Origin of the sequence: Mesorhizobium sp. B1-1-5, from assembly GCF_006443065.1 — a bacterium.
Lineage (GTDB): Bacteria > Pseudomonadota > Alphaproteobacteria > Rhizobiales > Rhizobiaceae > Mesorhizobium.
Genome location: NZ_VFWS01000088.1, coordinates 1 through 22,462 on the forward strand (window position 1 = coordinate 1; position 22,462 = coordinate 22,462).

21 protein-coding genes are annotated in these 22,462 nt (G+C 63.9%); 16 read left to right on the forward strand and 5 right to left on the reverse strand.

The window, feature by feature from the left end; genetic code table 11:
- The 4 genes from FJ980_RS21920 to FJ980_RS21935 form a co-directional block, all read left to right on the forward strand.
- Positions 1-633 (forward strand): DMT family transporter (locus tag FJ980_RS21920; protein ID WP_140545855.1); only part of this gene is annotated, 633 nt, incomplete at its 5' end.
- Positions 634-699: 66 nt separating this feature from the next.
- Positions 700-1,722, forward strand: a complete 1,023-nt coding sequence (locus tag FJ980_RS21925) for a LacI family DNA-binding transcriptional regulator (RefSeq protein ID WP_095769389.1) — start codon at positions 700-702, stop codon at positions 1,720-1,722.
- Positions 1,719-2,702 carry a 2-hydroxyacid dehydrogenase gene (locus FJ980_RS21930; RefSeq protein ID WP_140545856.1) on the forward strand — a complete coding sequence of 328 codons (984 nt, stop codon included), beginning with the start codon at positions 1,719-1,721 and terminating at the stop codon, positions 2,700-2,702. The genes FJ980_RS21925 and FJ980_RS21930 overlap by 4 nt, the downstream gene beginning before the upstream one ends.
- A 183-nt stretch (positions 2,703-2,885) precedes the next feature.
- Positions 2,886-3,272, forward strand: coding sequence for a hypothetical protein (locus FJ980_RS21935; protein WP_140545857.1), 387 nt, complete (start codon positions 2,886-2,888; stop codon positions 3,270-3,272).
- An 18-nt stretch (positions 3,273-3,290) separates the two neighbouring features.
- On the opposite strand, the gene FJ980_RS21940 is transcribed toward FJ980_RS21935, so the two are convergent.
- Positions 3,291-4,064 carry a gamma-glutamyl-gamma-aminobutyrate hydrolase family protein gene (locus FJ980_RS21940; RefSeq protein ID WP_140545858.1) on the reverse strand — a complete coding sequence of 258 codons (774 nt, stop codon included), beginning with the start codon at positions 4,062-4,064 and terminating at the stop codon, positions 3,291-3,293.
- A 267-nt stretch (positions 4,065-4,331) separates the two neighbouring features.
- Between FJ980_RS21940 and FJ980_RS21945 the strand changes: the two genes are divergently transcribed.
- Together FJ980_RS21945 and FJ980_RS21950 are read left to right on the forward strand one after the other, a co-directional pair.
- Complete coding sequence (locus FJ980_RS21945; RefSeq protein WP_140545859.1) at positions 4,332-5,441, forward strand: TRAP transporter substrate-binding protein; 1,110 nt, start codon at positions 4,332-4,334, stop codon at positions 5,439-5,441.
- 109 nt (positions 5,442-5,550) lie between these two features.
- Complete coding sequence (locus FJ980_RS21950) at positions 5,551-5,805, forward strand: hypothetical protein (RefSeq protein ID WP_140545860.1); 255 nt, start codon at positions 5,551-5,553, stop codon at positions 5,803-5,805.
- A 17-nt stretch (positions 5,806-5,822) separates the two neighbouring features.
- Here FJ980_RS21950 and FJ980_RS21955 read toward each other — a convergent pair whose 3' ends face one another.
- From FJ980_RS21955 to FJ980_RS21970, 4 genes are all read right to left on the reverse strand, one after another.
- Positions 5,823-6,851 carry a zinc-dependent alcohol dehydrogenase family protein gene (locus tag FJ980_RS21955; RefSeq protein WP_181181286.1) on the reverse strand — a complete coding sequence of 343 codons (1,029 nt, stop codon included), beginning with the start codon at positions 6,849-6,851 and terminating at the stop codon, positions 5,823-5,825.
- 8 nt (positions 6,852-6,859) lie between these two features.
- Positions 6,860-8,704, reverse strand: a complete 1,845-nt coding sequence (locus FJ980_RS21960) for a TRAP transporter large permease subunit (protein WP_140545862.1) — start codon at positions 8,702-8,704, stop codon at positions 6,860-6,862.
- A complete protein-coding gene (locus tag FJ980_RS21965; protein ID WP_140545863.1) occupies positions 8,701-9,306 on the reverse strand; it encodes a TRAP transporter small permease subunit in 606 nt (201 codons plus the stop codon). The genes FJ980_RS21960 and FJ980_RS21965 overlap by 4 nt, the downstream gene beginning before the upstream one ends.
- 187 nt (positions 9,307-9,493) lie before the next feature.
- Positions 9,494-10,399 carry a branched-chain amino acid ABC transporter permease gene (locus FJ980_RS21970; protein ID WP_140545864.1) on the reverse strand — a complete coding sequence of 302 codons (906 nt, stop codon included), beginning with the start codon at positions 10,397-10,399 and terminating at the stop codon, positions 9,494-9,496.
- A 93-nt stretch (positions 10,400-10,492) separates the two neighbouring features.
- On the opposite strand from FJ980_RS21970, the gene FJ980_RS21975 reads away from it, so the two are divergent.
- The 10 genes from FJ980_RS21975 to FJ980_RS22020 all read left to right on the forward strand — a co-directional run.
- Positions 10,493-11,101: a CGNR zinc finger domain-containing protein gene (locus FJ980_RS21975; protein WP_140545865.1), complete on the forward strand. Its 609-nt coding sequence runs from the start codon at positions 10,493-10,495 to the stop codon at positions 11,099-11,101.
- Positions 11,094-11,624 carry a hypothetical protein gene (locus tag FJ980_RS21980; RefSeq protein ID WP_140545866.1) on the forward strand — a complete coding sequence of 177 codons (531 nt, stop codon included), beginning with the start codon at positions 11,094-11,096 and terminating at the stop codon, positions 11,622-11,624. Before FJ980_RS21975 ends, FJ980_RS21980 begins: the two co-directional genes overlap by 8 nt.
- Positions 11,625-11,831: 207 nt before the next feature.
- On the forward strand, positions 11,832-15,305 hold the full coding sequence (locus tag FJ980_RS21985) for an indolepyruvate ferredoxin oxidoreductase family protein (RefSeq protein ID WP_140545867.1): 3,474 nt from the start codon (positions 11,832-11,834) through the stop codon (positions 15,303-15,305).
- 149 nt (positions 15,306-15,454) lie between these two features.
- On the forward strand, positions 15,455-17,770 hold the full coding sequence (locus FJ980_RS21990; protein WP_140545868.1) for an EAL domain-containing protein: 2,316 nt from the start codon (positions 15,455-15,457) through the stop codon (positions 17,768-17,770).
- Between the two features lie 306 nt (positions 17,771-18,076).
- A complete protein-coding gene (locus tag FJ980_RS21995; protein ID WP_246676507.1) occupies positions 18,077-19,024 on the forward strand; it encodes a hypothetical protein in 948 nt (315 codons plus the stop codon).
- A 94-nt stretch (positions 19,025-19,118) separates the two neighbouring features.
- On the forward strand, positions 19,119-19,268 hold the full coding sequence (locus tag FJ980_RS22000) for a DUF3096 domain-containing protein (protein WP_023729728.1): 150 nt from the start codon (positions 19,119-19,121) through the stop codon (positions 19,266-19,268).
- A 149-nt stretch (positions 19,269-19,417) separates the two neighbouring features.
- The gene (locus FJ980_RS22005; protein ID WP_140545869.1) at positions 19,418-19,642 is read left to right on the forward strand and encodes an aa3-type cytochrome c oxidase subunit IV; all 225 of its coding nucleotides are present in this window, start codon (positions 19,418-19,420) and stop codon (positions 19,640-19,642) included.
- Positions 19,643-19,727: 85 nt separating this feature from the next.
- On the forward strand, positions 19,728-21,008 hold the full coding sequence (locus FJ980_RS22010) for a Re/Si-specific NAD(P)(+) transhydrogenase subunit alpha (RefSeq protein WP_140545870.1): 1,281 nt from the start codon (positions 19,728-19,730) through the stop codon (positions 21,006-21,008).
- Complete coding sequence (locus FJ980_RS22015; RefSeq protein ID WP_140545871.1) at positions 21,008-21,427, forward strand: NAD(P) transhydrogenase subunit alpha; 420 nt, start codon at positions 21,008-21,010, stop codon at positions 21,425-21,427. Before FJ980_RS22010 ends, FJ980_RS22015 begins: the two co-directional genes overlap by 1 nt.
- Before the next feature lies 1 nt (position 21,428).
- On the forward strand, positions 21,429-22,462 hold a 1,034-nt coding region (locus FJ980_RS22020), incomplete at its 3' end, for an NAD(P)(+) transhydrogenase (Re/Si-specific) subunit beta (protein ID WP_140545872.1).

Here is a 22,462-nt window from a genome sequence, read left to right on the forward strand (position 1 = left end):
GCCGAGACAACGTCGATCTATTTCTTCGGCCCGATGGTCATCACCGCGCTTGCCGGCCCGCTGCTCGGCGAATGGGCCGGCTGGCGGCGCTGGCTGGCGATTCTCACCGGCTTCGTCGGCGTGCTGATCATCACCAGGCCTGGCGTCGGCGTGTTCGGCATCGGCCATCTCTTCGCGCTGGGCTCGATGCTGTCGAACAGTTTTTACGTCATCATGACACGGCGCATGTCGTCGACGGAGACCTCGGAGAGCCTGATCCTCTTTTCGGCGCTGGCGCCCGCCGTGCTGCTCCTGCCGCTGCTGCCTTTCTCGCTGTCATTGCCGCAGGATGGTTGGCACTGGGTCATCCTGTTGATGCTCGGCGTCTTCGGCGCCGGCGGCCACTATTTGCTGGTCCGGGCCTATCGTCTGGCGACCACGACGCAGCTCGCGCCCTTTCCCTATTCGCAGATGGTGTGGATGATCATTTCCGGCTGGCTGATCTTCCACCAGTTTCCCGACCGCTGGACGCTGCTAGGTGCCGCCATCATCGTTGCCAGCGGGCTCTACATCATCCATCGCGAGCACCGGCTTCGCGTCCGCAACTCCGCCTCGCTCGACACCGAGGCCGAGGCGCTGGCGAAAAAACTTTGATTTGCGCCGAATCCGGTGGCATAAGGCCGTTTTAAAAAATTTAAAGACCCTGGGGAGCGAAGGGCACTGGCACAGAAGATCAAGCTTTCGACGATCGCGGATGCGCTCGGCGTCTCCACGGCAACGGTGTCGCTGGCGCTGCGCGACAGCCCGCTGGTCGCCGGCACGACGCGCGAGCGCATCAAGGAGCACGCCCGCGCCATCGGCTATATCTACAACCGCCGCGCCGCCTCGTTGCGCACCTCGCGCTCCGGCATCGTCGGCGTCGTCGTGCACGACATCATGAATCCGTTCTTCGCCGAGATCCTGCGCTCGATCGAAAGCGAGCTCGACCGCAGCCGCCAGACCTTCATCCTGTCAAACCACTACGACCAGCTGGAAAAGCAGCGCACCTTCATCGACACGCTGCTGCAGCTCGGCGCCGATGGCGTCATCATGTCGCCGGCCATTGGTACGCCGGCCGAGGACATCATCATGGCCGAGGAAAACGGCCTGCCGGCAGTGCTGATCGCGCGCACCGTCGCCGGCGCCGACGTGCCGGTGTTCCGCGGCGACGATGCCTATGGCACGGCGCTCGCCACCAATCATCTGATCTCGCTCGGCCACAAGCGCATCGCCATGGTCGGCGGCACCGACCAGACCTCGACCGGCCGCGACCGCTACCAGGGCTATCTCAACGCGATGGAGGCGGCCGGCCTGGAGGTGAAGCCGTCCTGGCGCATTCCCGGGCCGCGCACCAAGCAGGCGGGTTTCGAGGCCTCGGGACAGTTTCTGGCGCTGAAGGACAGGCCCACCGCTGCCTGCTGCTGGAACGATCTGGTCGCGATCGGGTTGATGAACGGCATCGCGCGCGCCGGCCTCGTGCCGGGCGTCGATATCTCGGTCACCGGCTATGACGATCTCGAGGAGGCGGCAATCGCGACACCGGCCCTGACCACGGTCTGGAACGGCCAGCGCGAGGTCGGCCGCCGCGCCGCCAGCGCCCTGCTCGACAAATTGAACGGACAGGCAGTGCGGCCCTCGCAGGAGCTGATCAAGCCGGAACTGCATGTGCGGCAGTCGACCGGCAAGCCGGTGGAGCGTGCATGAGCAAGGCCGAAGGAAAATTGCCGGTCGCCATCATTGTGCCGGGCGATTTCAACGGCCATGCCCTCGGCCGCATCGACGAGGCGTTCAAATGTGTGCGGATCGAACGTGCCGATCCGTCTTTGGTTACGGACGAGATGCGCGCCACGGTGCGCGGCATCGCCTCCTATGCAGGCATCGACGCGGCGATGATCGACGCGCTGCCCAATCTCGAGATCATCGCCAGCTTCGGCGTCGGCTATGATTCGGTCGACGCCGGCCACGCGGCGAAGCGCAGCGTCATGGTCACCAACACGCCCGACGTCTTGACCGAGGAGGTCGCCGACACCGCCATCGGCCTTCTGATCAACACCGTGCGCGAGCTCTACGCCGCCGAGAAATGGCTGCGCGACGGCGACTGGGTGACCAAGGGCAATTATCGCCTGAGCCGGCTTACATTGCGTGGCCGCCGCGTCGGTATCTTCGGCATGGGCCGCATCGGCCGGGCCGTCGCCCGTCGCCTTGAAGCCTTCGGCCTGCCGATCGCCTATCACAACCGCCGCAAGGTCGAAGGCCTGGCTTACGAATATCATGCCACTTTGAAGGGGCTTGCCGAAGCCGTCGACACGCTGGTCTGCATTGCCCCGGGCGGCGCCTCCACCGAGAAGGCGGTCAATGCCGAGGTCCTGTCGGCGCTGGGGTCGAACGGCGTCTTTGTCAATATCGGCCGCGGCTCGACGGTGGACGAGGCAGCCCTTGCTGCCGCCCTCAAGAGCGGCACCATCGCAGCCGTCGGGCTCGACGTCTTTGCCGACGAACCGAACGTGCCGCAGGCCCTGCTCGATGCTCCCAACGCCTCGCTTCTGCCGCATGTCGGCTCGGCGTCGGTCCACACCCGCCGCGCCATGGCCGATCTGTGCGTCGACAACCTCGTGTCGTGGTTTACCGAGCGCCGGCCGCTGACGCCGGTGCCGGAGACGCTCAACGTCAAGGTGCGCGCCTGAGGCTTTTCACCGTTTCAGGGAAACGGCGAACTCACGGAACGGCAAACCGCCCCGTCTCTTTGCTTTGGTGCAATTCCGGACGGAAAGCCAATTGCTCCAATCCGCACCCGTCGCCACATTTATTAACGCCCACTTAACCCTTTGGAATCATTCTGCATACTTGGTTATGTGCGGAGAGGCAGGGTGAAGCTATTCGTTGGCTTGGTAGCATCGGTGGCGTTGTTCGGGGGCGTTCAGTTCCTGCATGGCGGCAACGGCCAGAGCGAGGCCACCGAACTCATCCCGACAAACGCCTATCGGCTGACCGCCAATGGCGATGAAGCGGCCTGCGCCATCCACCGCGGCGCCGAAGTCTCGGAGGGCCTGTCGTTGCTTTCCGTCGCCCCGAACTGCCGCAAGCTGATGCCTGGCATCGAGCACGCGAAATTCTGGCGCGAGCAGGCGGACGGCTCGGTCGCTTTCAGTGAGGACGGGGTCGATCCGATCGTCACCTTCGGCGTTGCCGATGGCGACGGCTACGAATCCTACGCGCCGGCCGCGCCGCTTCTAGCGCTGAGCACAAGCGAATAGCCGCGGAACCGTTCGGGCTTACTCTGCCGCGGCGCGAGCACCTGTTTTCGCGGCCGCATGCAGGCGCACCGCATCGCCGAAGGCCTTGAAGATCTTGGCGGAATTGCTGTCCGACCTCACCCAGTATTCGGGGTGCCATTGCACGCCGACTGCGAAGGCACGGGCATCCTTGACGGAGACCGCTTCGATCGTGCCGTCGCTGGCCAAAGCCTCGACCTGGAGCCTGGAGCCCAGCAGGTCGATCGCCTGGCGATGCAGCGAATTCACCTTGATTTCGCCGGCGCCGAACACGCCGGCAAGGCAGCTTCCGGGCTTGATCGAGATCGTCTGGTGGATGCCGAAGCGCTCGTCCTGATTGTCGCTCACCGGCGCGCGGTGGTCGAGCGAGCCATCGCGCTCCTGGATTTCGGTGCCCAGCGTGCCGCCGAGCGCGACGTTCAGCTCCTGGATGCCGCGGCAGATGGCTAAAAGCGGCACGCCGCGCTCGATCGCCTTGCGGATCAGCGGCAGCGTGGTTGCGTCGCGCGCCGGATCGTAGGGGCCGTTGGCCTCGCTGGGATCGCCGCCATAGAGCGAGGGATGCACGTTGGACTTCGAGCCCGTCACCATGACGCCGTCGACCGACGACAGCAGCTCGTCGAAATCGAGCCGATCGCCGAAGGACGGCACCAGCAGCGGGAACACGCCGGCGCCCGCGACCGCCGCTTCCAGATATTGCTGGGGTGCCGCGTGCCAGGTGTAGTTGTCGAACTGGCGGACGTCGGACGAGACTGCGACGAGCGGTTGCTGCATTTTGGGTTTGGATTCCTTCGAGAGCTAAGGAGTTAATCTGCCTACAAAATAGGCGATCTGAAGGCGGTTTGCCATGGCAAGTTTCGCTGCCTCGCATGGGCCAGCGGCAGGCTCGTTAGACTATAGTTGCACGCGGCGCCGGAATGGCTGCAACCCTGGCCCGCAACACTGGACTCGACTCTTTGCCTGTGTATGTTTCTTCCCCAACCGATCCGGGCAACGAGGATGCCCTGACGTCGGTCAGCTGATCCCAAGGGAGGAAACTTAATGGATCGTCGTTCTTTCATTCGTAAGGCCGGTGCGTCCGGTGTCGGTGCTGCAGCTGCGGCCGCAGCGCTTGCCACGCCGGCAATAGCCCAGTCCAATCCGAAAGTGACGTGGAGACTGGCATCGTCCTTCCCGAAATCGCTCGACACGATCTATGGCGGCGCCGAAGTCTTCTCCAAGATGCTGTCCGAAGCGACCGACGGCAATTTCCAGGTCCAGGTCTTCGCCTCCGGCGAGCTCGTGCCCGGCCTGCAGGCTGCGGACGCCACCACGGCCGGCACAGTCGAGGCCTGCCATACGGTCGCATACTATTACTGGGGCAAGGACCCGACCTGGGCGCTCGGTGCCGCAGTGCCCTTCTCGCTCAACGCGCGCGGTATGAATGCCTGGCACTATCATGGCGGCGGCATCGACCTGTTCAACGAGTTCCTCGCCACGCAAGGGCTGTTCGGCCTGCCGGGCGGCAATACCGGCGTTCAGATGGGCGGCTGGTTCCGCAAGCAGATCAACACGGTGGCCGATCTCTCGGGCCTCAAGATGCGCATCGGCGGCTTTGCCGGCAAAGTTGTGCAGAAGCTCGGCGTCGTGCCGCAGCAGATCGCCGGCGGCGACATCTATCCGGCGCTGGAGAAGGGCACCATCGACGCCGCCGAATGGGTCGGCCCCTATGACGACGAGAAGCTCGGCTTCCATAAGGTCGCGCCCTACTACTACTATCCCGGCTGGTGGGAAGGCGGCCCGACCGTGCATCTGATGTTCAACAAGGCCAAATACGAAGAGCTTTCGCCGGCCTACAAGTCGCTGGTGCATACCGCCGCGCAAGCGGCGGACGCCAACATGCTGCAGAAGTACGACTATCTCAATCCGGCGGCGGTGAAACGGCTTGTGTCGAACGGTGCCAAGCTGGCGCCGTTCAGCCAGGAGATCATGGCCGCCTGTTTCGAGAAGGCCAATGAGGTCTATGCCGAGATGGAATCCAACAACGCGCCGTTCAAGAAGATCTGGGAATCGATCAAGGCCTTCCGCAAGGAGCACTATCTCTGGGCCCAGGTCGCCGAATACAATTACGACACCTTCATGATGGTGCAGCAGCGCAACGGCAAGCTGTAGGCGGTCCTGGCGCACCTTACTCAAGAACCTCGGTCTATCGACCGAGGTTCTTCCCATCTCAAGCTGTTTGGAGCACTAGGACAACACCGGCTGGCAAGCGTGGGACGTTATGGCGATAAGCTGCTACATCAAGATCATCGGCGACGACCCGAGAGTCGGAGCTGGCGTGCTGCCTGTTTTTACCTTTGGTGAAGTACCGAGAGAGGGTGAATTTGTTGGTTTTTCACGTGACGGCAAGCGCGACGACCGGGGCGCGCTGAGTCAGGATTTGTACCGCGTAAAGCGCGTGATCCATACTGCTGCCACCGAGCTCAACTCGGCGATGATTATTCTCGACGTTGTCTTCGAGCAGCCCGTCGACTAAAGCACCGCAATCCGCGCTTAACCGCGGCCCGGCACCACCAGCACCTTGACCTCGCCCGGCGCCGGAGGGCCGGCGATCACCTGCGGCGCTTCCTGCAGGCTGACCTGCCTCGTGATCAGCCGGTCGACCTCGATCGCGCCGGAGGCGATCAGCTGAGCCGCCCGGCCATGCGTGAACGGGTTGAGGAAGGAGCCGAGCACCTTCAGTTCGCGAAACAAGAGATCGAACGGCTCGATTTCCACCTTCATGCCTTGCGGCACGACGCCGACGATCACCACCGTGCCGCCCGCCTTTGCCATGCTCATCGACTGCTCCACCGTGTCGCGGACGCCGGCGCATTCCAGCACCACGTCGACGCCGCCGGGCGCCAGGCCGTTCGGCCCGGCGACGGCCGCGATCGGGTCGCCGGCGCTTGGGTCGATCGTCGCGGTCGCGCCGAGTTCCTCGGCGAGCGCGCGACGCGAAGCCTGCCGGGTCGACAGAATGATAGTCGCCGCGCCCGCGAGCTTGGCCAGCTGCACGACGAGCAGGCCGATGACGCCGCCGCCCAGCACCACGACGGAAGCCCCCGGCCGGATCGCGCCCAGGTCGACGCCGTGCAGGCAGCAGGCGAGCGGCTCGCAGAAAGCGCCATGCATCGGCTTGAGGTTTGCGGGCAGTCGGAAGGCTTGGCTTTGCGGCATCAGAACGTAATCGGCGAAGCCGCCGTCGCGGTGGATGCCGATGGCGCGCAGATTGCTGCAGAGATTGACGCGGCCGGCATGGCAATGGGCGCAGCGCCCGCAGGCAATGTTCGGATCGCCGGTGACGCGGTCGCCGACGGCAATGCCCGACACCGCCGCGCCGACCGCTTCGACGATGCCGGAGAACTCATGGCCGAGCGTCACCGGCGGCATGCAGGGAAATTCGCCATGGAAGAGGTGGCGGTCGGTGCCGCAAACGCCGCAGGCCTCGATGCGCACCAGAACGTCCTCAGGCCCGGGAACCGGTTTTGCGACCTCGCGCAACCCGATCTTACCTACCGCTTCCAGCCGCACGGCTCTCATAGGTATCCTCAATTGAAGTTGGGTGGCTGCGAGAGATCGGGCGCTGGCGCCGCCGGCTTGGCCGGCGCATCGCCGAAGCTCGGCGGCTGCGAGAGATCGGGCGCCGGCTTGGCCGGCGCATCGCCGAAGCTTGGCGGCTGCGACAGGTCGGGCGTGCCGGGTGCCGCCGGAGCGCCACCATTGGCCGGTGCAGCTCCATTGTTGTTCGCCGGGGGCGTGCCGAGCGGCGACAGCGAAGGCATGTCGGGCAGCCTGAGGTCGATGGTGCTGGGCTCCACCGCGGCGCCCTTGTAGCGCATGACCATCTGCGGGAAGGCGATGGTCAGCGCGATCATGATCACCTGGATCAGGACGAACGGCACGGCGCCCCAATAGATCTGCCCGGTGCTGATCGGCGCAATCTGCTTGCCGGTGATCCTGTCGAGATAGGGCACTCGGGCCGCGACCGAGCGCAGGTAGAACAGCGCGAAGCCGAAGGGCGGATGCATGAAGCTGGTCTGCATGTTGACGCCGAGCAGCACGCCGAACCAGATCAGGTCTATGCCGAGCTTGTCGGCGGCCGGCGCCAGCAGCGGCACGATGATGAAGGCGAGTTCGAAAAAATCGAGGAAGAAGGCAAGCACGAAGACCAGGATGTTGACGCCGATCAGGAAGCCGGTCTCGCCGCCGGGCAGCGAGGTCAGCAGGTGCTCGACCCAGATATGGCCGTTGACGCCATAGAAGGTCAGCGAAAAGACGCGGGCGCCGATCAGGATGAACAGCACGAAGGCGGAAAGCCGGGTCGTCGAGGCCAGCGCCTGGTTGATGACGTCCATCGTCAGGCGGCCCTTCATTGCCGCCATGATGAGCGCGCCGACGGCGCCCATGGCGCCGCCTTCGGTCGGCGTGGCGATGCCGAGGAAGATCGTGCCCAGCACCAAGAAGATCAGCGCCAGCGGCGGGATCAGCACGATCACCACCTGCTGCGCCAGCTTCGACATCATGTTGATACGGAGCCGCTGATCGAGGATGGCGACGACATAAATGACGATAACGCCGACGGCGAAGCCGAGGATGTCGGCATTGTCGCCGTGGGTCGGCGCAAGGTAGCGATAGGCCGCGTAGGAAATCGCGCCCGTCACCACAACTGCCACCAGCAGAGATATCACACCGTGGCCGAGCGTACGCGCCTCGAGCGGCAGCGCCGGCATCGAGTTCGGCCGGACGATCGACATGATCAGGATGTAGAGCATGTAGATGCCGGTGAGCACGAGGCCGGGGATCAACGCGCCGGCATACATGTCGCCGACCGAGCGTCCGAGCTGGTCGGCCAGCACGATCAGCACCAGCGACGGCGGGATGATCTGCGCCAGCGTGCCGGAGGCGGCGATAACGCCCGAGGCCACGCGCCGGTCGTAGCCGTAGCGCAACATGATCGGCAGCGAGATCAGCCCCATGGCGATGACCGAAGCGGCCACCACGCCGGTCGTTGCGGCAAGCAGCGCGCCGACGAAGATCACCGCATAGGCAAGGCCGCCGCGGATCGGCCCGAACAGCTGCCCGATCGTGTCGAGCAGATCCTCGGCCATGCCGGAGCGCTCCAGCACGATACCCATGAAGGTGAAGAACGGGATCGCCAACAGCGTGTCGTTGGACATCACCCTGGTGCCGTAGAAATTATCGGGAAGCGCATGCAGCAGCGGCCAGGCAAGGTTGATCGACCCGCCGGAATAGGGCGACAGCACGACGCCGATGAAGAAGAACATCAGCCCATTGGCGGCGAGCGAAAAGGCTACGGGGTAGCCGATCAATAGGAAGACGACCAGCGAGGCGAACATGATCGGCGCCATGTTCTGCGCGATGAATTCGATCACGAGCGCACCTCGCCCGCGAGCGCCTTGGCTTCCTCGGCCAGCGCCTTGGCCTCGAGCTCGGCCTGCTCATGGGCCGAGATGAAAGGAGTGGGATCGTCCATGTCGCCGCGCATGATGGCGATCTTCTTGATGATTTCGGAAACCCCTTGCAGCGCGAGCAGGAAGAAGCCGACCAGCAGGATGGCCTTGGCCGGCCACACAATCAGGCCGCCGGCATTGGTCGACATCTCGCCGCTGCGGAAGGAAAGCGACACGTAAGGCACGAAATAGATCACCATCAGCACCACGAACGGCATCAGGAAAAAGAGATGGCCGAAAAGGTCGATCCAGTGCTGCACGCGGCGCGGGAACATGCCGTAGATGATGTCGATGCGGATATGGTCGTTCTGTTTCAGCGTGTAGGCGGCGGCCAGCATGAATGCGGCGCCGAACAGGTACCACTGCAACTCCAGCCAGGCGTTGGAGGAGATGTCGAACACCTTGCGGATGACGGCATTGCCGGCGCTCACCAGGATCGCGAGCAGGATCAGCCACGAGACCCAGCGGCCGATGAACTCGTTGATGCGGTCGATCGTCCTGGATAGAGCGAGCAGCCCTGCCATGCACAGTCCTCCCTGGTACCGACAGCGCGCCCGATTCCCCCTCCGGTGTCGCGCCGCTTGGCCTAACGATATGCAGTGCGTGGTCCGGCAGGTCAACATGACAAAGCGACGGCAAACAGATCGGTAAGCCGCGCAGAGGCGGAATGCCGCCCCATGACGCCACGTCATGCAACCAAAGTCTGGGAGCTCAGGCGATCTTGGCCTGGTCGCGCCCGGCGCCGATCAGCACCAGCATCGCGACGAGGAAGAGATAGATCCAGGCGTCGCGCCATTCGAGCGGGAAATAGCCGGCCCAAAGCGATTCCGCCATGCCGAAGGCCGCGGCGCCAAGCGCCGCCTTGAGCGGCGACAGATAGCCGCCGACCGCCGTCACGAACAGGATCTTGAGGCCGTAGACCAGCCCGGTACCGAAGGAGACATTGCCGTAATAGAGACCGGCAAGCACGCCGGCCAGGGCGGCGCAAAAGCCGCTGAACAGCACGGCGCGGCGGAACACGGCAGTGACGTCGATGCCGCACATCGCCGCCGCTTTCGGGTCGTCGGAGACGGCGCGCCAGGCGCGGCCGAAATGCGAATGCGAGAACAGCCAGGCCGCCAGCGCCACCACCGCGACGATACAAGCGCAATCGAGCAGCTGGATGACGGTGAGCGTCACCTTGAAGCCCTCACTCTTGGCAAAGATGACGGGGTTGGCGAGCATCGGCGGCAGCCACAGGTCATGCGTGTCGGCGGCAATGCGGCTCGCTTCCGACAGGAAGATGAGAATGCCGAGCGTCGTCACTACGATGGCGTTGGGCGAGCGGTCGGCGAGCCTCTCGAAAACGCTGCGCGACAGGACATGGCTGATCAGCGCGGCATAAAGCACGGCGGCGGCGACGCCGAGCATTACCGCGGCGGCCAGCGTCAGCCACAGCACCTGATAGCCGAAGGCGGCGGTCAGGATCATCGTCTGGCCGCAGAAGGCGAACAGCGCGCCGTAAGCCAGGTTGGTGCGATGCAGGATGCCGTTGGTCAGCACATAACCGAAGGCGAGCAGCGCATAGAGCGCGCCCGAATGCAGCCCGTTCAGCACCTGCTGGAAGAAATAGAGCATGCGATATCCTACAGGTCGTATGACGCGACCCCGCCGGACCGTTGCACCCGGAATCTAACTTGTCAAATGCGTTTTATCGGTTAGATTTCTGTCATGACGGTTTCCTGGACCCCGCACCGCTTCACCGGCGGCATCCTTGCGCTCGACACGGCGAATACCGTCGTGCTGCGCAACGATCCGCAAAAGTCCTTTGACCGTTTTGACGACCCGGCCGAGATCGCCCGTTTCGCCGAGGCGGCGAGCGGCTTTCGCGCCGCCGAGCTCGGCGGCCGGAGGCTGCAGGCGCCGGAGCCGGGCGAGATAAAGCCGGCCGTCGTCTCGATTCGTGAAGCGACCGACCGCCTGTTTCGCCATGCCGTGTCGAACGGCGCGATTGCGACCAGCCACTTGCCGGATTTCCTCACGGCCTGCGCCGGCGGGCTGTCCGGCAGCGCGACCGAGATCGGGGTGCCGGGCCAGCCTTTCGGCGATCCACAAACGCCGATTGCCTTCGAGGCGGCTTTGGCCGTCTCGGCGCTGTCGCTGCTGCGCGACGAAACGGTGGCGAGGCTGAGGATCTGTCCCAATTGCAGTTGGCTGTTCGTCGACCGCAGCCGCAACGCCAGCCGCCTCTGGTGCGACATGGCCGTTTGCGGCAACCGCCAGAAGGCAAACCGCTATTACCGCCGCCGTACAGGGGCGAGGGAGGTCAGCAATGCTTAGGAAATTGTCGCGTTCGGCTCTGGTCGGCGCCGCCTTGATCGCTGCATTCGCCCTTGGCGCCTGCCGCGACACCGGCAAGGAGCAACTCTTCGCCATCTCCGGCAAGCTGTTCGAGTTCAATTACCGGCTGGCCATCGCCACCTATGTCATCACCCTGAAGCCGCTGCGCCCGATGGTCGACGGCCAGGTCGCGGTGGTGAGCTTCCAGAACCCGGCCGGCGGCGAGCCGCTCGTCGTCAACCAGAAGATCTGGCCGAAGCTGCCCCATATCACGCTCACCAGTCCGCCGCTCTCCTGCGTGGTCAAGGACAAGCCTTACAAAGTCTCGATCCGCATCCAGGATGCGAGCGGCACATTGCTGCAAAGCATCGACACCACCATGACCTCGTCGGAGGATCAGACCATGCTGCCGGACCGGCCGCTGGTGATCGGGCCGAAATACGAGCTCAACCCGGACCTTGCCGGCCATCCCGACGGCAGGCTGCCTGACGAGCAGAAGCCGGATTGCTCGAAAGCGACCTGAAACGCCCAGCGCTCACGAAATTTTTGTTCTTCGCGAGGCGGTTAGCGCGGTCTTGCATGCGCCGTCGGCCACTCGCCAGACCGTTTGTTGCGTGTTATCTGGCTGCTGCGATTTTGTTTGACCTCTCCGCCAAGGGAAGAAAGACTGCGGCGTCCCACTCCGACGTTGGCTGCCTGATTTGCGCCGCCTCCGCAGAGGAAATACCTGATGACGCTGCACGACGTCGCGCTCGACGACAAGTTCGACCTTGGCAAGGAGCGCGTCTTCCTGTCCGGCGCGCAGGCGGTCGTGCGCATGCTTCTGATGCAGCGCGAGCGCGACCGCCGCGCGGGCCTCAACACGGCGGGCTTCGTCTCCGGCTATCGCGGCTCGCCGCTGGGCGGCCTCGACATGCAGCTGTGGCGGGCCAAGAAGCAGCTTGCGGCCGCCGACATCGTCTTCCAGCCCGGCCTCAACGAGGAACTCGCCGCCACCGCCTGCTGGGGTTCTCAGCAGACCGAATTGCTGGGCGAGGGCACGCATGACGGCGTCTTTTCGGTCTGGTACGGCAAGGGGCCGGGCGTCGACCGTTCCGGCGACGTCTTCCGCCACGCCAATCTTGCCGGCTCGTCCAAGCATGGCGGCGTGCTTGCCCTGATGGGCGATGACCACATGGCCGAATCCTCGACCAATGCGCATGCCACCGAATTTCTGTTCGTCGACACCATGGTGCCGATCCTCAACCCGGCAGGCGTCCAGGAGATCATCGACTACGGTCTCTACGGCTTTGCCATGTCGCGCTTCGCCGGCACCTGGGCGGCGATCAAATGCGTCAAGGACAACATCGAATCGACGGCCTCGGTCGATGCCTCGATCGAGCGTCTGGGCATCGTCATTCCCGAATTCGACATGCCGCCAGGCGGCCTCAACATCCGCCACGAGATCGATATGCTCGGCCAGGAAGAGCGGCTGCACGAATACAAGCGCTCCGCCGCTTCCGCCTTCATCCAGGCCAATAGTCTCAACCGCATCGTCTATTCGGGCGGCCGCAACCCCAAGCTCGGCGTCATCACTATCGGCAAGAGCTATCTCGATGTCCGCCAGGCGCTGGAGGATATCGGCATCGACGAACAGGCCGCCAACCGCATCGGCATCCGCCTGTTCAAGGTCGGCTGCCCGTGGCCGCTCGATTTCCAGCACATCGCCGAGTTCGCGCGCGGCCTCGACACCATCGTCGTGGTCGAGGAAAAGCGCTCTTTGATCGAGGTTCAGCTGCGCGAGAACCTCTACGGCACCGCCACGCAGCCGGTGATCGTCGGCAAGAAGGACGAACGCGGCGACTGGCTGTTTCCGGCCAAGGGCGCGCTCGATCCGAATGAGATTGCCATCGCGCTCGGCGAACGGGTTCTGCGCACCATCGGTCCGTCGGAAGAGATCGCCGCGCGGCTGGCGAAGCTGCGCCAGTTCCAGGCGATGCTCGCCGACACCGCCGATATCGGCTCGCGCACGCCTTTCTTCTGCTCCGGCTGCCCGCACAATTCCTCGACCAAGGTTCCGGACGGCTCGATCGCAGCCGCCGGCATCGGCTGCCATTTCATGGCGCTGTGGATGGACAGGAATACGGTCGGCTTCACCGCCATGGGCGGCGAGGGCGCGCAATGGGTCGGGCAGGCGCCGTTCTCGAAGCGCGACCACATCTTCCAGAATCTCGGCGACGGCACCTACAACCATTCCGGCGTGCTGGCGATCCGCTTCGCGCTGTCCTCCGGCGCCAACATCACCTACAAGATACTCTACAACGACGCCGTCGCCATGACCGGAGGCCAGCCGCATGAGGGCGGCCTGACCGTCGACATGATCGCGAGACAAGTGCGCGCCGAGGGCGTCGAGCGCATCGCCGTCGTCACCGACGAACCCGACAAATATGCCGGCAAGGTCGATTTCCCGGCCGACGTCAGCATCCATCACCGTGACGACCTCGATCTCGTCCAGCGCGAGTTGCGTGGGCTCAAAGGCGTTTCCGTTCTCATCTACGACCAGACCTGCGCCGCCGAGAAACGCCGGCGCCGCAAGCGCGGCACCTTCCCCGATCCGGACAAGCGCGTCTTTATCAACGAACTGGTCTGCGAAGGCTGCGGCGATTGCGGCGTGCAGTCGAACTGCGTCTCCATCCAGCCGGTCGAGACCGAATACGGCCGCAAGCGCCGGATCGACCAGTCGAGCTGCAACAAGGACTTCTCCTGCCTCAACGGCTTCTGCCCGTCCTTCGTCACCGTGCATGGCGGCAAGATTAGGAAGGCCGAGGGCATTGCCGGCAAGGCCGATCCTCTCGACGGCGTGCCCGCGCCGGCCGAATTCCGCATGGGCAACCAGGGTTGGGCGGCGATCATCGACGGGGTCGGCGGCACCGGCGTCGTCACCGTCGGCGCGGTGCTCGGCATGGCCGCGCATCTCGAAGGCAAGGGCTGCGGCATGATCGACATGGCCGGCCTCGCCCAGAAGGGCGGCTCGGTCTTCACCCATGTCCGCATCGCCCCGACGCCCGAGGACATCCATGCCATCCGCGTTTCGGCCGGCAAGGCCGACCTTGTGCTCGGCTGCGACCTCGTCGTCTCCGGCGCCAAGAAGGTGCTGGGCGCGGTGCGCGAGGGCCACACGATCTTCCTCGCCAACACCGCGGAGATCATGCCCGGCGAATTCACCCGTTCGGCCGACTTCTCGCTGCCGATCGAGCGGCTGAAGAAGGCGATCCGGGCGGCTGCCGGCGACGACAAGGCGCATTTCTTCGACGCCACCCGCACGGCGACGGCCTTGTTCGGCAATTCGCTGGGCGCCAACATGTTCATGCTCGGCTTCGCCTTCCAGCACGGCGGACTGCCGCTTTCCGCCGAAGCCGTTGAAAAGGCGATAGAATTGAACGGCGAAGCTGTGCCGATGAACATCGCGGCCTTCCGCTGGGGCCGCCGCGCCGCGCACCAGCCCGATTTCGTGCGCGGCCTGGTCAGCCAGACGGGCAAGCCAGCTTCCCGACCGGCCGAGACGCTGGACGATGTCATCGCCCGCCGTGTCGCCTTCCTTACCGCCTATCAGAACGCCGCCTATGCCAAGCGTTACTCCGACCGCATGGCAAAGTTGCGCGCAGCCGAGGCCAAGGCCGTGCCAGGCTCGACCGCGGTGACCGAGGCCGTCGCCAGGAACCTCTTCAAGCTGATGGCGATCAAGGACGAATATGAGGTGGCGCGGCTTTACACCGATGGCACTTTCGCCGCCGACCTCGCCAAGCAGTTCCAGAGCTTCGACAAGCTTGAGTTCCATCTCGCGCCGCCGATCCTCGGGCGGCGCGGCAATGACGGCAAGCCCCGCAAATCGAGCTTCGGCCCGTGGATGATGAAAGGCTTTCGGCTGCTGGCGGCGATGAAGGGCCTGCGTGGAACCGCCTTCGACCTTTTCGGCTACACGGCCGAGCGGCGCATCGAGCGGCAGTCGCTGAGAGCATACGAGGCCGATCTCGACCTGATCGCCGGCGCGCTGGCGCCGGGCAGGGTGGAAGCTGCGACAGCTCTGGCTTCGGTGCCGGCGCTTATCCGTGGCTACGGCCATGTCCGGCAGGCCAGCGCCGACAAGGCGGCGGGCGAGCGCTCGCGCTTGATCGAGCGTTTGAAGCAAGCCCCCGCGGAGTCTGCGCTTCGGGCGGCGGAATGATCGCGCCGGCGCGTTGACGCCGCGCCAAACCCCTGAATTTCCCAGTCTCTCCCGCGTGTCGCAACTCCGTGCAACCGTGGCCGGGCGCCGTTCTAAGCCTTTCTTAAGGCAGGTGTGTCATGACAAAGGCGTAGTGTTGGGCCAACGGCATGGGTAGAACAAAGACCGAGAACATCCCGGCGGATGTTTACATACAGTTTGTGCGGTCGTTGTTCGACAACGCCCACATGCTGGTGATCGGTGGCGTTTGCTACTGGATTCTCGGATTCATGATCTATTGGCGGACGCACAATCCGCTTTTTGTGGGCTTTTCTTTCGGCCTGCTCTCCATCAGCCTTTTCCGTTACTTCGGCATTCGCGCCTTTCTGAAGGCGGGTGGCACTATAGCGAATGTCGAAGAGGCCAAGCGGTGGGAGCGCATTTATATCCTCAAGGGCAGCCTGCAGGGCCTGGGCCTGGGTTCGCTGTGCTTCATATCGATCTACGTTTACCCCGATCCCTTTGCCGAACTGGCCGCGACGTCGCTGACGATCGCGACCCTGGTCACGGTCGTCGGCCGCAACTACGGCTCCCCGCAGATGGTGCGGATTTTCTCCGTGACCTTCATCGGACCGGCGGCGCTCGGGCTTCTGCTGCGCATGGATTTCCCGTCGGTCCTGCTCGGCCTGATGATCATCCCGCTGACATTCATCACCATCAACAGCGCCGACCATGTCCGCAACGTGCTCTTCTCCGCCGTCATCGGCCACAAGCAGGCCAGGAATCTGACGCGCCGGTTCGATCGCGCGCTCAACACCATGTCGCATGGCCTGGTCATGCTGGGACCCGACGGGCGTGTCGTGGTGGCCAATGCCGAAGCCGCCCACCTGATGTCGCTGAAATCGGGCGATGCCTTGCTTGGACGCTCGATCCACGGTCTTTTGATGCGCGGCGTCGCCGGCGGCATGCTGGCGCCGAAAGACTGCCGCTACATCGAGGCGCAGCTGACGCGTGCCTTGCGCGAAGGCCGCGACCGCAAGGTGCTCGTTTCGCTGGCCAATGGCCAGCACTATGAATTCTCCGCTCGCGAAGGCAGCCAGGAACTGGGCGTCATCACCTTCGAGGACGTGACGGCCCGCGTCGAGGCGGAGGAAAAGATACGCTTCATGGCGCGCTACGACAATTTGACCGGGCTGCCGAACCGCGCCTATTTCCACGAGCTGGTCGGCGAGGCGATGGCCTCCGGCGACCAGGACCGGCTGTGCGGCCTCGCGGTGCTCGATCTCGACGACTTCAAGAGCGTCAACGACACGCTCGGCCATCCGGTCGGCGACGGGCTGATCTATGCCGTAGCCGAGCGCCTCGCGGCGGTCGCCGGACCGGGCATCACCGTCAGCCGCTTCGGCGGCGACGAGTTCATGATCTTCTTCGACCGTGTCGAGGACGAGAGCCATCTCAGCACCCTGCTCGACCAGATTTTCGCGGACCTGCAGGGCGAGGTGGACGTCGCCGGCCACGGGTTGCGCATCCAGACCAGCGGCGGCGCGGTGCTTTCCAGGGTCAAGGACACCGATGCGGACGCCATGATCGTCAAGGCGGACCTTGCCCTCTACAAGGCCAAGGAACTCGGCAAGAACAGCTGGCGGCTGTTCGAGGCGGCCATGGATGCGGCCTTCCGCAATCGCCAGCTGATGAAAGCCGACCTGCGCAATGCCGTGCAGGCCAGGGAATTGCGCGTCGTCTACCAGCCGATCGTGGCTGTCAGCACCATGCGCATCGCCAGCTGCGAAGCGCTCTGCCGCTGGGATCATCCCGACCTCGGCCCGATCTCGCCCAGCGTCTTCATCCCGCTCGCCGAGGAGATGGGCATCGTTTCCGACATCAGCACTTTCGTGCTGGAGGCCGCGTGCGCCGAATGCGCCAAATGGCCGGCGCAGACCAGTGTGTCGGTCAATCTATCGGCCAAGGACTTCCGCAATCGCGATATCGTCCAGAAGGTCAGCGACGCCTTGGCCAAGTCGGGCCTTGCGGCGCATCGGCTTGAAATCGAGGTCACCGAGACCGCGTTGCTGGACGACAAGTCGCTGACGCGCGAGTCGATCGAGGAACTGAAGGCGCTCGGCGCGCGCATCGCGCTTGACGATTTCGGCACCGGCTACTCCAGTCTGAGCTATCTCCACAAGCTGCCGCTCGACAAGATCAAGATCGATCGCTCGTTCCTGGTCGATGTGAACCAGAACCGGCAGTCGCTCGATCTTCTGAAGGGCATCGTCAGCTTGTCCCGGACGTTGGGTCTTTCGGTCACCATCGAAGGGGTCGAGACCTTCGAGCAGCTGAAGACGCTAGTTCATTTGGTCAAGCCGGACTTCGTGCAGGGCTTTCTCTTCGGCGCCGCGCTCAGCGCGTCGGGCATCGAGACGATGTCGAGCGTCACATGGCCGTTTGCCGCGGATCTGCACATCGCCGGCAAAAGGACAGCCAGCTAAGAAGCAATTCCAGGAAAAGTGCGAAGCGGTTTTCCGTCCGGAATTGCGTCAAGCAAGAAGCAATTCCAGGAAAAGTGCGAAGCGGTTTTCCGTCCGGAATTGCGTCAAGCAAAGAACAATTCCAGGAAAAGTGCGAGGGGGTCTTCCGTCTGGAATTTGCACTGAAATGGAAAACAATTCCAGAAGAAATGGAGACCGGTTTGCTACGCCGGAGCTGATATGCGTCTCCTGAAACGATAGCCGCTCCGGCGTAGTATAATTCTGTGATGTCTGACGCTTCCAAGCTCTGAATCCGGATTTACCTTGATGGCCGCCGTCAGGTCGGATCAGACAGCTGCTGGCTGCGGTATTTGCTTTTCGCGTGCAAGATCGATGAAGCGATCGCAGCTATTAAGGTTAACAGACGGTAAATCAGCGATCTTGCATTTTCAGCTTGTGTCTCATTTCAACTCGAATAGCTTGTTCACAGGCGGAATTCGAGGACGGACAATAATGGAAGCTGCGGCTAAGGACGCGTCGGCTGGCGCCAGCTCAAAGGCTGACTCCCTGCTCAACCGAACGATGATGCAGCTCCTGGAGCATGTCGAATATCGCCTCATCACCGGGGGCGAGGATCTGGAAGCGATCTACCGGCTGCGCTATCAGTCCTACCTCAAATCAGGCATGTGCGGTCCGATCGCCAGCGGGATGTTCGAGGATCGCTGGGATAATCTTCCCAATTCCTACCGCTTCGGCGTCTATTGTTACGGCGAATTGGTCAGCACATTGCGCTTTCACTATATTTCCAGTGAACAGCCATACTCGCCTTCGGTGGACGCCTATCCGGAAGTGTTGCTCCCGCGCCTCGCTCGGGGGGAAACCTTCATCGACGGCACCCGCTTCGCAACCGATCCCGATGCCGCGCCGGCGCCTGGCGTTCTGCCTTTCCTGACGCTCAGGATCGCCATGGTGGCCTCCAATTACTTTGGCCAGGACTCGGTATTGACCCCGGTCAAGGTCGAGCATTCTCATTTCTATGCCCGGTTCTTCAATGCCGTGCAGAGGAGCGAAGCCAAGCAGTTCCCGGGCGTTCTCGCTCCGATTGCGCTGTTCGAAATCCCTGCCGGCGAGAATATGCGCCGCACGCTCGAACGGTTCCCGTTCTACAATTCGACGCCGATGGAGCAGCGGATGATGTTCGGCAATCCGGCCATCAACCGGCTGACGCCCCTCACCATTCTGCCGACGGCGAAATACTATCGCACCGCGGCCTGAACGCAGGCCATGAACCTTTCACCGGCTGCGCCGTTATCAACGTCGCAGCCCGGTCTGGCCAGGCGATCGCGCCTGTCATAGGAAAGGATTCCGCATGACCATCCACTCGCTCGCGCTGACGCCGCTGATCTCGCTGATCGCCGGCGTTCTGATCCTGGTGATGCCTCGGCTCCTCAACTACATCGTCGCGCTTTACCTGATCGTTGTCGGCCTGCTCGGCCTTTTCCCCCACCTCGCCGGCTGAAATCCCGCGCCGGCCGCGTCGACATAGCGCGGCATTCGATTTCAACTTTCGTTTGAGGCTGTTGTCGCAGACTGTGCGGCAATAGCGCCATTGCTCTTGGTTCGGCTTTTCGCTATGTGCCTCGAAGGCATTTTCGAAGGGGTACTTCCATGGCTGATCACACGCCGACCGGTCCTGTCGAGCTGGGCGCGCAGATGGACTATGCCGAGCACGACCGTACCTACAAAGGCTTCCTCGGTCTTGCCAAATACGGCTCGCTGTTCTGTGCCGCCATCCTTATTGCAATGGCCTTCGGCTTCTTCGTCGGCGGCTTCTTCTCGGCGACCATCCTGTTCATCCTGATCATGGCCGTCGGCACTCTCATTCTGCGGTAGACTTCCCAAGCCCATTGCCCTCGACGTCGCCGGACGTCCGGCCGACGCCTTGCGCAGTCAAGGTTCCAGCCGAAAGGATCATCCGGTGGGACAAATCGTATTCATCCCTCGCGAGATTGACCCGAACGAGCCGCGCGTCGCGGCCTCGCCGGAGACGGTCAAGCGCCTTGCGGGTCTCGGCTTCGACGTGATCGTCGAGAAGGGCGCCGGCCTCGGCTCCCGCATTCCCGACCAGGATTTCACTGCTGCCGGCGGCACGCTCGGAACGGCGGCCGATGCCAAAAAGGCCGATGTGGTGCTGAAAGTGCGCCGGCCGACGGACGCGGAGCTCAAGGGCTACAAGCCGGGTGCCGCCGTCATCGCCATCATGGATCCTTACGGCAACGATGCCGCTGTCGCCGCGATGGCCAAGGCCGGCATCACCGCTTTTTCGATGGAATTCATGCCGCGCATCACCCGCGCACAGTCGATGGACGTTCTGTCCTCGCAGGCCAACCTCGCCGGCTACCAGGCGGTGATCGATGCGGCCGCCGAATATGACCGCGCGCTGCCGATGATGATGACGGCGGCAGGCACCGTGCCGGCGGCGAAAGCTTTCGTCATGGGCGTCGGCGTCGCCGGCCTGCAGGCGATCGCCACCGCGCGTCGGCTGGGCGCCATCGTCACCGCTACAGACGTGCGTCCGGCGGTGAAGGAGCAGGTGCAGTCGCTCGGCGCCAAGTTCCTGGCGGTCGAGGACGAGGAGTTCAAGGCGGCCGAGACGGCCGGCGGCTACGCCAAGGAAATGTCGAAGGAATACCAGGCCAAGCAGGCGGCGCTGACGGCTGAGCACATCGCCAAGCAGGACATCGTCATCACCACCGCGCTGATCCCCGGCCGGCCGGCGCCGAAGCTCATCTCGGCCGCCATGGTTGCTTCGATGAAGCCCGGCTCGGTGATCGTCGACCTCGCGGTCGAGCGCGGCGGCAATGTCGAAGGTGCGGCGCCTGGCAAGGTCGTGACGACGGAAAACGGCGTCAAGATCGTCGGCCATCTCAACGTGCCCGGTCGTGTTGCTGCGTCCGCCTCGCTGCTCTACGCCAAGAACCTCTACGCCTTCCTCGAGACGATGGTCGACAAGACGGCGAAACAGCTTGCCATCAAGCGCGACGACGAGCTGATCAAGGCGACGATGCTGACCGATGGCGGCAAGGTCGTGCATCCTGCCTTCGCCAAGGCGGCCGAGGCGCCGCGCACCGAGCCGGCGGCCATTCCCGCGACGATCATGGTCGCTGACGCATCGCCAAAACCTGCCGCAAAGAAGGCCGCGACGAAGAAACCCGCCGCAGCCAAGTCGCCCTCGTCCAAGTCTGAAGGGACCGCCTGATGGAACAGCTGCAGAAAGCCCTCGACCAGCTCGATCAGGCGACCGCCGCCGTCCGCCTTGCGGTGCAGGATCTCGCCAACGCGCCGGCAGGCGAGGCTGCCGGCAACGCCGCGCATGCGCTGTCGGGCGGCGCCATCGATCCCTTCGTCTTCCGTTTCGCCATCTTCGTGTTGGCGATCTTCGTCGGCTATTATGTCGTCTGGTCGGTGACGCCGGCGCTGCACACGCCACTGATGGCCGTCACCAACGCCATCTCCTCGGTCATCGTCGTCGGCGCGCTGCTTGCCGTCGGCATCGCCGCTTCCGGCCTGGCCGCGGGCTTCGGCTTCGTCGCGCTGGTGCTGGTCTCGGTCAATATCTTCGGCGGCTTCCTCGTCACCCAGCGCATGCTCGCCATGTACAAGAAGAAGGAAAAGTGACGTGAACGCCAACTTCGCTTCCTTCCTCTATCTTGTCTCCGGCATCCTGTTCATCCTGGCGCTGCGCGGCCTGTCGCACCCGACCACCAGCCGGCAGGGCAATCTCTACGGCATGATCGGCATGGGCATCGCCATCGCCACCACGCTGGCGCTGGCCACGCCATCGGCCGGACGCTTCGGCCTGATCGTGCTCGGCCTCGCCATTGGCGGCGGCATCGGCGCGGTTACCGCGCGCCGCATCGCCATGACCTCGATGCCGCAGCTGGTCGCCGCCTTCCACAGCCTCGTCGGCTTCGCCGCCGTCATGGTGGCGGCTGCTGCCATCTACGCGCCGGAAAGTTTTGGCATCGGCACGGCGGGCGACATCCACGCCCAAGCGCTTGTCGAAATGAGCCTGGGCGTCGCCATCGGCGCCATCACCTTCACCGGCTCGGTCATCGCCTTCCTGAAGCTCGACGGGCGCATGTCCGGCAAGCCGATCATGATCGGCGGCCGCCATTTCATCAACATCGCGCTTGGCATCGCCTTGGTCGTGCTGATCGTGCTTTTGGTCACCACCGAATCGAAGCTCGTCTTCTGGCTCATCGTTGCCGCATCGCTGGTGCTGGGCGTGCTGCTCATCATCCCCATCGGCGGCGCCGACATGCCGGTGGTGGTGTCGATGCTGAATTCCTATTCCGGCTGGGCGGCCGCGGCTCTGGGCTTCACGCTCGGCAATCTGGCGCTGATCATCACCGGCGCCCTGGTCGGCTCGTCGGGCGCCATCCTGTCCTACATCATGTGCAAGGGCATGAACCGCTCCTTCATCTCCGTCATCCTCGGCGGCTTCGGTGGTGAGACTGCGGCCGCGGGCGCTGATGATGGGATCGAGCGCACGGTCAAGCAGGGCTCGGCCGACGATGCCGCCTACCTGATGATGAACGCACAGAAGGTCATCATCGTGCCTGGCTACGGCATGGCCGTCGCCCAGGCGCAGCACGCACTGCGCGAGATGGCCGACAAGCTCAAGGCCAATGGCGTCGACGTCAAATACGC

Bases quoted from the DNA above. Each gene is read 5' to 3' on its own strand.
- FJ980_RS21930 (WP_140545856.1), top strand. From the start codon at position 1,719: ATGAGCAAGGCCGAAGGAAAATTGCCGGTCGCCATCATTGTGCCGGGC.
- FJ980_RS21940 (WP_140545858.1), bottom strand. From the start codon at position 4,064: ATGCAGCAACCGCTCGTCGCAGTCTCGTCCGACGTCCGCCAGTTCGAC.
- FJ980_RS21945 (WP_140545859.1), top strand. From the start codon at position 4,332: ATGGATCGTCGTTCTTTCATTCGTAAGGCCGGTGCGTCCGGTGTCGGT.
- FJ980_RS21950 (WP_140545860.1), top strand. From the start codon at position 5,551: ATGGCGATAAGCTGCTACATCAAGATCATCGGCGACGACCCGAGAGTC.
- FJ980_RS21955 (WP_181181286.1), bottom strand. From the start codon at position 6,851: ATGAGAGCCGTGCGGCTGGAAGCGGTAGGTAAGATCGGGTTGCGCGAG.
- FJ980_RS21965 (WP_140545863.1), bottom strand. From the start codon at position 9,306: ATGGCAGGGCTGCTCGCTCTATCCAGGACGATCGACCGCATCAACGAG.
- FJ980_RS21970 (WP_140545864.1), bottom strand. From the start codon at position 10,399: ATGCTCTATTTCTTCCAGCAGGTGCTGAACGGGCTGCATTCGGGCGCG.
- FJ980_RS21975 (WP_140545865.1), top strand. From the start codon at position 10,493: ATGACGGTTTCCTGGACCCCGCACCGCTTCACCGGCGGCATCCTTGCG.
- FJ980_RS21980 (WP_140545866.1), top strand. From the start codon at position 11,094: ATGCTTAGGAAATTGTCGCGTTCGGCTCTGGTCGGCGCCGCCTTGATC.
- FJ980_RS21985 (WP_140545867.1), top strand. From the start codon at position 11,832: ATGACGCTGCACGACGTCGCGCTCGACGACAAGTTCGACCTTGGCAAG.
- FJ980_RS21990 (WP_140545868.1), top strand. From the start codon at position 15,455: ATGGGTAGAACAAAGACCGAGAACATCCCGGCGGATGTTTACATACAG.
- FJ980_RS21995 (WP_246676507.1), top strand. From the start codon at position 18,077: ATGGCCGCCGTCAGGTCGGATCAGACAGCTGCTGGCTGCGGTATTTGC.
- FJ980_RS22000 (WP_023729728.1), top strand. From the start codon at position 19,119: ATGACCATCCACTCGCTCGCGCTGACGCCGCTGATCTCGCTGATCGCC.
- FJ980_RS22005 (WP_140545869.1), top strand. From the start codon at position 19,418: ATGGCTGATCACACGCCGACCGGTCCTGTCGAGCTGGGCGCGCAGATG.
- FJ980_RS22015 (WP_140545871.1), top strand. From the start codon at position 21,008: ATGGAACAGCTGCAGAAAGCCCTCGACCAGCTCGATCAGGCGACCGCC.